At 60.0% G+C, this 10,749-nt stretch carries 11 protein-coding genes and 3 pseudogenes; 5 read left to right on the top strand and 9 right to left on the bottom strand.

The genetic code is table 11. The features are described 5' to 3' along the window. The 3 genes from EN850_RS32640 to EN850_RS36620 form a co-directional block, all read left to right on the top strand. Positions 1–553: ATP-grasp domain-containing protein (locus EN850_RS32640; protein ID WP_189340244.1), on the top strand; the 553-nt coding region annotated here is incomplete at its 5' end. Positions 554–1,167: 614 nt separating this feature from the next. Then, positions 1,168–1,488, top strand: a complete 321-nt coding sequence (locus EN850_RS36860) for a hypothetical protein (RefSeq protein WP_245478131.1) — start codon at positions 1,168–1,170, stop codon at positions 1,486–1,488. Then, the gene (locus EN850_RS36620) at positions 1,485–1,694 is read left to right on the top strand and encodes a hypothetical protein (RefSeq protein WP_185929005.1); all 210 of its coding nucleotides are present in this window, start codon (positions 1,485–1,487) and stop codon (positions 1,692–1,694) included. Before EN850_RS36860 ends, EN850_RS36620 begins: the two co-directional genes overlap by 4 nt. A gap of 470 nt (positions 1,695–2,164) precedes the next feature. Here the strand turns inward: EN850_RS36620 and EN850_RS32625 are convergent. Both EN850_RS32625 and EN850_RS32620 read right to left on the bottom strand, forming a co-directional pair. Then, a pseudogene (locus EN850_RS32625) lies at positions 2,165–2,994 on the bottom strand (MFS transporter); the annotation flags it as partial. Positions 2,995–3,027: 33 nt separating this feature from the next. After that, positions 3,028–3,288 carry a helix-turn-helix transcriptional regulator gene (locus EN850_RS32620; RefSeq protein ID WP_127309096.1) on the bottom strand — a complete coding sequence of 87 codons (261 nt, stop codon included), beginning with the start codon at positions 3,286–3,288 and terminating at the stop codon, positions 3,028–3,030. A 125-nt stretch (positions 3,289–3,413) separates the two neighbouring features. On the opposite strand from EN850_RS32620, the gene EN850_RS32615 reads away from it, so the two are divergent. After that, on the top strand, positions 3,414–3,665 hold the full coding sequence (locus EN850_RS32615) for a DUF2285 domain-containing protein (RefSeq protein WP_127309097.1): 252 nt from the start codon (positions 3,414–3,416) through the stop codon (positions 3,663–3,665). A 28-nt stretch (positions 3,666–3,693) separates the two neighbouring features. Here the strand turns inward: EN850_RS32615 and EN850_RS37495 are convergent, their stop codons facing one another. Both EN850_RS37495 and EN850_RS37490 read right to left on the bottom strand, forming a co-directional pair. Then, complete coding sequence (locus EN850_RS37495; protein ID WP_245463681.1) at positions 3,694–3,816, bottom strand: DUF2285 domain-containing protein; 123 nt, start codon at positions 3,814–3,816, stop codon at positions 3,694–3,696. Between the two features lie 737 nt (positions 3,817–4,553). Next, on the bottom strand, positions 4,554–4,826 hold the full coding sequence (locus tag EN850_RS37490; RefSeq protein ID WP_245463680.1) for an acyl-homoserine-lactone synthase: 273 nt from the start codon (positions 4,824–4,826) through the stop codon (positions 4,554–4,556). Positions 4,827–4,967: 141 nt separating this feature from the next. On the opposite strand from EN850_RS37490, the pseudogene EN850_RS32600 reads away from it, so the two are divergent. Beyond that, positions 4,968–5,570, top strand: a pseudogene (locus EN850_RS32600) (transposase); the annotation flags it as partial. 134 nt (positions 5,571–5,704) lie between these two features. On the opposite strand, the gene EN850_RS36615 reads toward EN850_RS32600, so the two are convergent. The 5 genes and pseudogenes from EN850_RS36615 to EN850_RS32580 all read right to left on the bottom strand — a co-directional run bounded on the left by EN850_RS36615 (position 5,705) and on the right by EN850_RS32580 (position 10,736). Continuing rightward, positions 5,705–5,923 (bottom strand): hypothetical protein, encoded by a 219-nt coding sequence (locus EN850_RS36615; RefSeq protein WP_164761533.1) that lies wholly within the window; start codon positions 5,921–5,923, stop codon positions 5,705–5,707. A gap of 113 nt (positions 5,924–6,036) precedes the next feature. After that, positions 6,037–6,176: pseudogene (locus EN850_RS37485) on the bottom strand (IS110 family transposase); the annotation flags it as partial. A 297-nt stretch (positions 6,177–6,473) separates the two neighbouring features. Further along, the gene (locus tag EN850_RS32590; RefSeq protein WP_136092909.1) at positions 6,474–7,211 is read right to left on the bottom strand and encodes an autoinducer binding domain-containing protein; all 738 of its coding nucleotides are present in this window, start codon (positions 7,209–7,211) and stop codon (positions 6,474–6,476) included. A gap of 561 nt (positions 7,212–7,772) precedes the next feature. Next, positions 7,773–9,128, bottom strand: coding sequence for a Glu/Leu/Phe/Val dehydrogenase (locus tag EN850_RS32585; protein ID WP_127309112.1), 1,356 nt, complete (start codon positions 9,126–9,128; stop codon positions 7,773–7,775). A gap of 204 nt (positions 9,129–9,332) precedes the next feature. Beyond that, a complete protein-coding gene (locus tag EN850_RS32580; RefSeq protein ID WP_136092908.1) occupies positions 9,333–10,736 on the bottom strand; it encodes an aspartate aminotransferase family protein in 1,404 nt (467 codons plus the stop codon). Between the last annotated feature and the right edge of the window lie 13 nt (positions 10,737–10,749).

Below are 10,749 nucleotides of genomic sequence, written 5' to 3'. Positions count from 1 at the left end.
GCGTATTGCCGATGCTTCGCTGAGCTGTTTGCGAGCTCTCGGCCTTGACTGGGGGCCAACGAACGTAGAACTGCGGTGGACCAAGCGTGGGCCAGTCGTGATTGAGGTCAATCCGCGTCTTGGTGGCGGTGCTCAAACGGTTCAGGCGGCTCACGGTATCGATCTTGTCACCGAACACATCAAGCTCGTGATCGGCGAGGAATGGAATTTGCACAGGAGGCATTCGCATGTTGCGACCGAGCGGCTTCTGATTCCTGATCGCGATGGTATCCTGGATTGGATCGATGGCGAAAGTCGAGCGGCTGCCATACCAGGCGTCGTCGAGGCCAAATTGTATATCAAACCCAAGACGCCGATCGTCAGGAAAGGCGATTACCGAGACTTCATCGGATATGTCCTCGCCGCATCACCCAGCCGCGCTCGGACAAACGCAATAGTTCAGCGTGCCGTTGACTCAATTCATTGGTCGATCACACCATTTCCAACGGAACAGGAACAATTAGCGACCTCTCACGTCTTCGCACCTGCGCAGGCGCCCTCAGGTGAAGAGTGATTCGTCGCCGAAGATTGGTAAATTGAGAGCACGAGAGAGAGGGGTTTTTTGACGAGACCATTAGCCAGGACGAGATCAAGCCGCATGTCCGCATTTGCCCGACGATCTCATGGCGCGCGACTATCTGCGAGGCGTTGCAGGCAAGGGTTTCCCAATGCGCTGCGGATGACGGTCGGACTGAAGAAGCCAAATCGCGGGGTAGTCGTCGCAGTCATCGAGTTCCTGAAAAGATAGCTATGTGCTATGTCTAAACCCCTGTTTGAAAGATCGCCTTGTGGTCGGCATCGGCCCGATCGGCTCTTGGTTGGCCCGCGTCGTCTGCCGCGAGGGCTGGCTGGCCAAAGAAACCGGTCATCTGAACGACGACGCGACGGCAGCGCTTACAAGGCCAAGCCACAGGCGAACGGTACGATGCCGCCAGTCGACATCGCCATTCCCGCTTTCGGCTACCAGAACCATATCTCCATCGACCGCGAGCATGGGTTGATCCGCAAATGGCGGGCAACGGATGCGGCCGCCTATGAAGGAGCCAGGCTGCGCGAAGGCCTGCTGACAAGACCAACACCTCGAAGAGCGTATGGGCCGACACCGCCTACAGATCGGCGGCCAACGAGATCTCCATGGAGAAGCAAGGCTTCGTTAGCCGGGTCCACCGCAAGAAGCCCAAGGGCAGGCTGATGCCCGAAACCACCCGGCGCGCCAACAACATCAAGTCGAAGGTCCGCTCGCGCGTCGAGCATGTCTTTACCGAGCAGAAGAGCCGTATGGGGCTGTTCATCCGAACCATCGGCATCGCGCGGGCCACGACGAAGGTCGGCATGGCCAATCTCGCATACCACATAAAGCGCCTGAAGGACTTTATGATTCCAGGATCGGGCCAGTCTTCGAAAGAATCTTCGCCGATTATCGACATGTTCGAAACAACACTAGGTTGAAGGTCATTGATGTCGGTTGCTCCTATGGCATCAACGCTGCATTACTGCGCACCGACCTCGATCTGACGATTTGTATGCTGCCTATCTGGATCGCGGTGGATCGCTCTCGCGCCGACAGGGAGACCGAGCATCGCGCCTTTTTTCGCGACCGAGGTCTTCGTAACGATATCCAGTTGGTCGGCTTAGATCAATCATTTCGCCGTTAGATATGCGCAGGATCTAGGCTTGCTGGAAGCTGGCGTTGCGGCCGATTTGGAACCCGGGAATTGAGCGACGGGGAACGTCACGCCCTCGTGGATGCGGACATTCTCATCAGTACAGGCTGTGTGGGCTATTGCCACGGAACGAACCTTCGCACGCCTGTATGATGCCTCGGCGGCGTCACGCCCGTGGAACAATGAGGAACGACGTCAGAGTTTGGAGGAGGTGTTTTCGCCCGGAGCCTGCGTGACCAGAGGCACAGCGGCATGACATTAGACGGCGCCGATCTACACATTGCGGCAAGTTTGCCAACCCGCCCCCGACCCGGGCTTACCGGCAGGCCGTGGCTCTGTGTCAGCGACGACTGGCCATTCGGCGGTGTCGATCGGCCCGCCGCGCTGTTTCATTATTTGCGCGACCGGCGTGGCGAACATCCACGGGTGCATCTCGGCACCTGGTCCGGCAATCGTGCGGCCCGAAACCTTTCTGTCCAAAGTGAAGGCATTTGGAGGTTGCGCTGGAGCGTCCAGTTCGCGGTCGGCGCGGCTAAGAGCGTGGCGCTTTGCGCGCATGCTGGCCAGAAAGGCCACGATAATTTCCTCCGATATCAAATACTCGCTTTTGGCAACGATAGGGTCACTCCTTGGCTTCAGATCGAGTGCCCGGTGCGCGACTTGTCCGTTTCTTCCCATGGAGGTATCGGCAACACCATTCCCGCTGCTGCAACCAGCAACAGACCCCCGGCGGCGGCCTCCAAAGCCCAGGTCAGGGAGTAATTCTGCGCGAGCGAACCCCAAATCCAGCTGCCGGCAGCCAGAACCGCCGGCGCTCAGGGCATAGTAGATGGAGAGTGTACGGCCGACCACCCACCGTGGGCTTGCGAGTTGCACCGCCACGTCTATGCCGGTCCCTGTGATCAGCCAACCCGCGCCGCCAAGTGCCAGAGCAATTGCCGCCACCACCAGCCTGTTTTGAGACGTGATCCGCCCAAGGAAGCCGTTGCTCGTGCCCGCGATGAAAGCGCCGGTGCCGAAGCCGGCTAATAAATGCCGTAGACGATCGGCCCGCTCTTCAACTGACACGAACCACGAGGGGGAGCAGCGCCAGGATCGGAATGCTGGCCAACCCGAAAAAGGTTGCGCAGGCGATCACCGCCCTGATCTCCAAGGACATCGCCGTAAGCGCACTCCATCATGAATCGCCGTCATCATTATCTCGCGAGGGAGAGCGGACCTTTCATTCGGTGCGCCATGTTGCGCCTAGAGGGACCAAGTCACTCAGCGCGGCCAAGGCAAAAGCGGCCAGCGACTGCCGTGGCACCATCAGTCCGGCGCGAATTCATGCAGCTAAGGTCCCAAGCCCGGGCAACCGGGAACGCTTCTTGTACCTCTGCGGTGGCCTGATCAAGTCGCAGGGATCGACATTCAGTGCGACCGCCAAGCGCCCGAGCACACTGACACTCGCAGAAACACGGGCGCGCTCGATCGAGCCCACGTAGCGCATGCTCAGCTCAGCGCGCGCAGCCAACTCTTCTTGCGTCAGGTCCTGCTCATGGCGCAAACGACGCATATTGATGGCCATGATCTCCTTGAGATCCACAGCGCGATAGAGACCTGAACAGGAACGATCGTTCTAGGAATGATCGTTCCTATTCGTTATAAACGACCGGTCGACAGAGCCTCCTTGTGCGGATCGCACCGAAGTGAAAAGGCATAGCGTTCGTCATGAAGCCGGAAATCGCTCAAGAAGTCCCTTGGTCGGAAAGCCTCACGGCCTATGACAAGGAGCATTTCACGACCTATATGAGGATCCTCGACGCTTTCGCCGATGGCGCCGGCGAAGAAGAGATGGCGCATCTGATCCTCGGCATTGATCCGGCAAGCGAGCCAGAGCGCGCTCGCAAAGCTCTTCGCAGTCATCTTGACCGTGCGAACTGGATGGTGACCGCTGGCTACAAGGAATTGTTCCCCAGCTGACTAATCGCGCTGGCGCTCCGTTGCGCCTTCAAGCAAACTCTCTGTACCCGCCATTCATGAGCTTATGGCCGCGGCGAATGGCGCGGCGGACGCGATCACGCAGATGATCGCGAGGATCATTCCAGTCGGCCTGGACCCGCGGTTCGCCGATCAGCGCTTCGGCGATACCTGGTGCGAAGCGTCTGCGAGCGAATCCTCGAGCGCCTGAAGTACGAAGCGAAGGCGGCTACTACGAGCCTGCGGCGGAAACAGGGGCTTTGGGAGTCGTCCTTGCCCAACAACACTGTTGAGACACTCGAGTGCCCACAGCCGATGTTTCAAGTGCTTGGGCCAGATTGCGTCGAGATGAAGTCGGACGGGGAGCAATACACGACCCAAAGAATCGGCGGAACAGAACGCCTCAGCAGGCCAGGTCAACGCGCGGCGCACTAATTTCGAGTGATCTCCGATGTTCCAGCCATTGGGCCGGCTCCACTGCACGGGCCAAAACCACGCTGGAAGGCCGGATTGCGCCGCAAGAACTCCCAGGCTCAGCCGCGCCGGGTCAGACGAACGGCATATAATACGAGCTCTTATCCCAGTCGGCGGCGGCGCCTTCTGGCGTACTCATGACCCAAGCCCGCCAGGAGCACGGAGCCAACGCCCAGACATCACACGGCCGGGCAGACCGCCGGCGCCCACAGCATGGGACATGAAAGCCGCCGTCCCTCCGAACGTCCTCTAGCGTGTCGGCGGAGATGTCGAGATACCCCGTCCACGGCGCGCGTGTTACCGATCGTGTGCGGTTCACCGATTCGCGCAAGCGGCCAGCCGGCACGTCGGAGGATGTTCCATGCGCGATCGGTGATGGTGCAATTCGGCTGAGGCAGCGCGACAGGCCGAACTCGATCATGCTTGCGAAGAGCTCGTAAATGCCGACAGCAATTCCGCCAGCGCCCTTCGGCGCGGATAGCGGAATATCAAGGGCGAACGGCTGCTCTCCCAGAGGCCCGCTTCCTCGGGCGCCATCCTCCCATCCAGCAGCACCGGAAAGGTATGACGAAGCATCGTTGGCCGGTCGACGGAAGCAGCCGGGTCGCAACCCTCGGAACCTCGCAAGATCAGATAATGCGGCTTCAACGCATCAAAGGAATCGATCTCGTGCCCGCCATTGGTCCGCACGTCCCAGTCGAGCTCGGCGGTTTGAGCCGCTCGCGAGCGCACCGTTGCTAGTGCCGTAGCGAGCGAGCGGCATCGAGGTGGTCATCGGCGCTTTCCGGTAGGGTCTGGTTGTTGACGCCAACCCATTTCGGAGGGCCACCGATGACCGACGACATGATGAACCTGCGCGCGCTCGTGGAGAAGACTCCGGACTCCGATCTCTTGCGCGAGATGATTGGTTCGCCACCGAGCGGCTGATGGAGCCGCCACCGGCGCCGCCTATGGCGAGAAGAGCCCATTGCGCACGGCCCAGCGCACCGGCTATCGCCAGCGCGAATGGGAGACACGGGCCGGGACGGTCGAGCTGCGCATCCCCAAGCTCAATGCGGGCGGCCGGCGCGAGGTGCTGGGCATGGAGGTCGGCACCTCTGAGGCCGAGCCGATCTGGACGGAGTTTCTGCGCAAGCTGACCCGTCGCGGCCTGCGCGGCGTCAGCTCGCCGTCTCCGATGCCCATGAAGGCATCAAGGCGGCCGTCACCAAGGTGCTGTGCGCGACAGGGCAGCGCTGTCGCGTTCACTTGATGAGAACGTGCTGGCCGATGCCGGCAAGAACGGCCGCCGCGTCGTCTCCGCTTTCATCGCCACCGCCTTCGCCCAGGAAACGCCCGGCCGCAAGCACGCAGTGGCGCGCCGTCGCCGACCAGATCCGGCCGCAGGTGCTGAAGTTGCCGATAATTATGGAAGACGCCGAGCCCGACGTGCTTGTGGATGCCAGCCGCTTTGCAAGGAAGATTTTGAACCTTTGAACACGTGATCGAGTGCGGTCTTGTGTCAGGCCTTGAGTTGCGGCCATGACGTGCCGCGGGCCGGTATGGTAATGCGCGGATCAGGTCCAAATCTAGAAAGCGAGCGTGAGGCTCGGTGCGTCATTCTGGTTTTCTGACCCCGATCTGATCGTCAACATGCAGTTCTTGCCTTCCTCACATCCCAGACCGACCGGCTTCAGGTGTGCTGGTGAATGCTCATGCAGGCACCGTTGCCGGATTCCGGTAATCCCCCCTTCGGCAGCATGGCCCCAGATGCCACGCGCCATTTTGTTGGCCAGCGCAATGGCCATGCGCGGCTTCCTCGCCAATCGTGCGGGCGAGCCAGGAGCCCCCGGGTGCGCCTTGCAGGATGCCCATCGGACCACAGCCATGGCGCCGATGAATCGCGAGCCCAATCATGCGCCACGACACATGCCGGCTGATCCTCCTGCAAAACTGCAGGCGCGACAGCTTCTTGCGAAATGCGACAGTTCCGTCAGCCGCCGCTCCATGCAGCTGAAACACGTTTTTTGCCAGACTTTTCCCACGGGTGCCTCCTTCCATTTTGTGGCGTTGAGCATGACAAACTTGGCACATTGCGATGTCGTCGGAGAAGGCTGGCATCCACCCCATCTGGAAACCATCAGCCAAATGAGCGATGATCCTCTTATCAGCCCTGCCAGCCCTGGCACGCTGATCAGCTGGCGCCATGCCGGAGGGCGCCGCGACCAAGCCGCCAGCTACACCACTCCCTGGGACACGATCCCTCCGGGAAGGAATGAACTAGCCATTGGAGGCGAATGCGCCACCCGAAACAGCCTGTGCACTTGCACAGGAGGACCAAAGACGAAACTCAGTTTCTCAGAGAATTGAAGATCGTGAGGAGGCCAAGAGCGATACGGCCTGATTTTGGGTGCGCACACCGAGCTTCTTCTTGGCATTGTCCAAATGGAAAGCGGCGGTACGCCGCGTGATTCCTAGAATGCCGGCGATATCCCAGGCGGACTTGCCGCGTGCGGCCCACTGCAGACACTCATATTCGCGCGGTGTCAGCGAAACGCCGTCCACTGTTCGATTGCCGGACAGGTTGCGGCGAACGGAGACGTGAAAGCAGGTCGCCATGAGCTGAAGCGCTTGTTCGTATCGTTCGGCTACCCGGAGAAACGCCGGATTGGGCTCATCAGCGGCAAACGTCATCGCTGCCATCCAGTTCCGGCGATCGACGATTGGGATCGTCAAGCCACAGCGGATACTGAACTCGGCCGCTTCTTCGAACAGCGTCTGCTGAACTTGTGATGTCGCAACGCCGCGTATGTCCGATCCCCACCGAAATGGGCATCCGCCACACCTTGCACGAATGATAACAGGATCGACTTTCTCATACCGGTTTTGCAGATGGTGCGCGATCCAGCCAGCTGGATAGTTTGAGATCAACCTGGGTTCGCTTGAACGCTGTTGCGGCATTGACAGATAGGCAAAGGTGACTAGCTCCAATCCAGCGGCCGCTGCAGCCATAGCGGTTTGGAAATCCGCCTCATCGGCGCTTTCCGACAGCTGTTCCAGGAAGGTCTCGAAGAGAAGTTGCATGTCCTTCGTCATGCGTTGAACTAAGTCCCTCGATTGGCTGCAGAGCGCCACGCCGGCTTATGGATACCGACGGGCTAGCTTTCTTTCATGACCGCGGCCAATCTCGTCGGAATTAGCCGGCATCCGATGACTGTCTCCATATGGAGCGACGTCGGCAGTTCTGCCGCCGCGCCAAATGTGAACTTCTCGAACAGTGAATTGCGAAACCCGCTTGCAGCAGCAAAGGCACCGCCTGATGGTGAGAACGTTTGATGCCAAGCACGTTGGTGGACGCCCAAAGCTCCCGTGCGTGCGTCAGCCGTCGCGCAGCGGAGATGCGGAACGCGATGTGCGATTCGAATTTACTCTCCGTCGCAAGCCTGTGATTGGATAGGCTGCAAGCACTCCCACCCCGCCCGTTAATAACTGCGCCCCGCCGGTTGGGGAGGACACCAGCGGGGCGCGCCGCGGACGGGTGTCGGTCGCGTGACGACCGGGCAGCGGCGGCGGACCGCTCATGTGGGCACGAGAGCCACATCTTCCTTTCTGAACACTTCAGAGGGAAAGCCAAATCGAGGCCGTTGCCGTAATCGATCATATCCCAATGGCCTCGTATGCACCTGCGATGTGCCGAATAGACACAACGTAGGCGGCCGTTCTGTAGTCGCCGAGTTCCGGCTGCGTCTCGAGCAGATCGGCTATCCGCTTCCAGGTGCTGCGCATCACATCCTCGAGACCGGACCGCACGAGATCGATCTCAGCGCCGCCTTCAAGGAATTCGTCACGCATGTCGAGGGGAAATGCGTTGCCGGTCATGCGCTCGAGCGCTGTGGCGATCGTCTGGTTGCGCCGCTCTCGCCGCCGCCTCTCCATCAAACCGAAAGGGATGTGGGTCAGGTTCTTGACCCATTCGAAATAGCTCACGACCACGCCACCAGCATTGACGTAGAGATCGGGAAGGATCGTGATCCCTTGGGAGCGAAGCATCTCGTCAGCCTCGTAGGTGACTGGGCCGTTGGCCGCCTCCACGATGAGTTGCGTCTGGATGCGCTCAGCGTTGCCAATATGGATGGCATTTTCCATGGCGGCAGGTATGAGAATGTCGCACGGCCGTTCCAGGCCTGTGATATCCCCTTCGAATGACTCTGCATCGGGAAAGCCGAGAATGCTGCCAGTCCGGAGTTGATGTCGCTTGAGTGCTTCGATGGGAAGGCCTTCCGGATGGGCGACGTAGCCATCGCGTTCGGAAACGACCGTGATCAACGCGCCATCATCCTCGGAGAGGAACTTGGCGGCATGATAGCCGACATTGCCAAAGCCCTGCACCGCCACGGATATCCACTTCAGGTCCCGGCCCTGCTTCAGCCCGGCTGTGCGCGGATCCTGTAGATAGCTGCGGATGGCGAACTGCACACCTCTGCCAGTCGCTTCTGTGCGCCCTGCAATACCGCCCTTGGAGAGCGGCTTGCCGGTGACGCAGGCCCGCGCATTGATCACATCCATCGGATTGGCCCGGCGGAACTCGTCGACCATCCAAGCCATTTCCCTCTCGCTTGTGCCCACATCAGGAGCTGGCACGTTGAGCCCAGGACCGATTAGGCCGCGCTTGCTGAGCTCCTGGGTGAAACGGCGGGTAATGCGCTCGAGCTCCGGAGGGGTCCACTCACGCGGGTCGATCTTGAGTGCTCCTTTTGAGCCGCCAAATGGGACATCGACCAGCGCGCATTTGAGGGTCATCAGCGCTGCGAGCGCCTCTACCTCCTCAGCATCCGCATCGGGCGTGAACCGGATACCACCTTTGACAGGCTCGCAATGCTCGCTGTGAACGGAGCGCCAGCCGACGAAGCTGTACATCCGGCCGCGCAGCCTGACACCAAACCGCACTGTGTATGTCGAGTTGCACTGAATGATCCGCTCGGCCAGTCCCTCAGGCAGATTGAGGAACTCCATCGCATGGCGGAAATTCTGGTCAACGCTGTGCAGAAAGCTGGTGGGCGAGGAATGCAGCTGAACAGCAGCCCTCCCCGGCCCAATCGCCACTTGCCCGCCGGACCGGAGCTCTGGTATTGTCACCGAACCCAATTGAGAACTCCCTTACTCGGATCACTCGCCTTACAAAGTCCTCGCGGATGAGCGATTCCTGCGGTCGATGTCTCAGATTCTTTGGCCATCGCGGGTGAGTTCATCCATGACAACACGGACAGCGCTTTCGGCGATGGCGACGATCTCTTCGACCTCGGCTTTCGTTACTACGAGGGGCGGGGCAAAACCCAGAATGTCTCCGTGCGGCATCGCGCGAGCAATAAGACCACGGTCACGGGCTGCCTTGGATATTCGCGCGCCAACCTTGAGCATCGGATCGAAGCGGTTCCTATTGTTGCGATCGGCCACGAATTCGATTGCGCCCATAAGCCCTACCCCGCGCACTTCGCCAACGATCGGCAACTGCGAGAATTTCTCCTTCAGCTGGGCTTGGAAAAACGCGCCGACCTCGCGTGCGTTTCCCGGAAGGTCTTCCCTTTCGACGATATCGAGAACCGCATTTGCCGCCGCGGCGCCAATAGGGTGGCCGGAATAGGTGTAGCCGTGAGAGAATGCGCCGACGCGGTCCGCTCCGGCTTCGAGCACCTCATAGACCTTCTCTCCCACCATGGCGCCGGACAGCGGGAAATACCCGGATGTCAGCCCCTTCGCGATCGTGATGAGGTCAGGCTCGATGCCATAGTGCTGTGAGCCGAACATGGAGCCGGTACGGCCAAAGCCAGTAATCACTTCGTCTGCGATCAAGAGGACGTCATGCTTCCTGAGGACAGGCTGGATCGCCTCCCAATAGCCCGCTGGGGGCGGGGTAATGCCGCCTGTACCCAGGACCGGCTCTCCAATGAATGCACCCACTGTATCTGGACCCTCGCGCTGGATGAGGTCATCCAGTTCGGCCGCGCGACGCTTGGAGAATTCATGTTCAGTCTCCCCCGGCTGCGCTCCCCAGTAGAAGTGGGGAACCCCAGCATGGAGAATCCGCGGCAGGGGAAGGTCCATATGGTCATGATAAAAGCTCATGCCGGTCATTGAGCCGGAGATTACGCTACAGCCGTGGTAGCCGCGCTCGCGCGAGATAATTTTCTTCTTGTTTGGCTTGCCGCGAAGGTTGTTGTAGTACCAGACGAGCTTGGCCTGTGTCTCGTTGGCGTCCGAGCCGGACATCCCGTAGAAGATCTTGCTCATCTTGCCTGGCGCCATCTTCACAAGGCGGTCGGACAGAATGGCGAGTTCGTCCGTCGTGTGTGCGGCGTAGGAATGGTAATAGGCGAGACGATAAGCTTGACGAGAGATCGCCTCGGCGACTTCGGTCCGGCCATAGCCGACGTTCACGCAATAGAGACCGGCGAAGCCGTCCATCAGTTGGTTGCCACTAGCATCCTGGATGCGAATCCCTTTGCCTGTCTCGACGATGGTCGGATCGCCAAGCTTGCCGCTGGCAAAATCCTTAAGCTGCGTGAATGGATGCAGGACGCTGTTCCTGTCCTTTTCGCCGATTTCCCCGATGTTGATCGTCATTGGACGCAATCCT

Source organism: Mesorhizobium sp. M8A.F.Ca.ET.207.01.1.1, from assembly GCF_004794715.1.
Lineage (GTDB): Bacteria > Pseudomonadota > Alphaproteobacteria > Rhizobiales > Rhizobiaceae > Mesorhizobium.
The sequence above is the reverse complement of the archived record's forward strand: the minus strand, read 5'-3'. Positions and strand labels throughout refer to the sequence as shown.